Genomic DNA, 742 nt, shown 5'->3' on the forward strand with positions numbered 1-742 from the left:
CCTTTGATTTAATGGTTGAACAACTGAAAATGCATGTTCCTGCTAAAGGTAGACCAACTAAATTGAGCCTAGAAGATCAAATCCTTCTGTGCTTAAGTTATTGGCGCGAATACCGAACCTTGTTCCATGTTGCAACAAGTTATGGTGTGTCAGAGCCGACTGCTTCAAGAATTGTCCGTCATGTAGAGGACTGCCTGATCAAGTCCAATTTATTTAATTTACCGAAGCATTTGCCTGAGGGCAAAGGCATCGACTGGAACGTGGTGATTGTTGATGCCACAGAAATTCCAATACAAAGACCTAAAAAAACAGAAGAAAAGCTATAGTGGCAAAAAGAAGGCACATACTTTCAAAGTCCAGGCCATCATTCATTATAGAACTCAGCAAATTATGAGTTTATGCACTGATCGTGGTGCTGTACATGATTTCGAACTCTTCAAACGAAACTTACATCAGATTCCGGCAGGTGCCTTTATCCTTGCAGATAAAGGCTATCAAGGGATTTACGCAGTGTATCCAAATAGCTTGTTGCCATTAAAAGCAAAAAAGCGCTGTAAATTGGATCCTGAACTAAAAATCTATAATCAAGAAATCAACAAAAGAAGAATTGGGGTTGAGCATGTATTTGGTAGTTTAAAAACTTTCAAAATCCTTGCCGAGCGATATCGTAATCGAGGAAAAAGACTGGGCTTAAGATTCAATTTAATTGCAGGAATCTATAATTTAGAGCTGAGCAAAAAAT

Annotated in this window: 2 protein-coding genes; both read left to right on the top strand. The window is 38.4% G+C overall.

What is annotated here, in order from left to right:
• Positions 1-326, top strand: a 326-nt coding sequence (locus tag AVJ20_RS18070; protein ID WP_162689817.1) for a transposase family protein, incomplete at its 5' end; no start/stop codon positions are given.
• On the top strand, positions 274-742 hold a 469-nt coding region (locus AVJ20_RS18530), incomplete at its 3' end, for a transposase family protein (protein ID WP_213066213.1). The genes AVJ20_RS18070 and AVJ20_RS18530, both read left to right, overlap by 53 nt.

The sequence above is a fragment of the Acinetobacter sp. CFCC 11171 genome (assembly GCF_003268405.1).
Classification (GTDB): Bacteria; Pseudomonadota; Gammaproteobacteria; order Pseudomonadales; family Moraxellaceae; genus Acinetobacter; species Acinetobacter amyesii.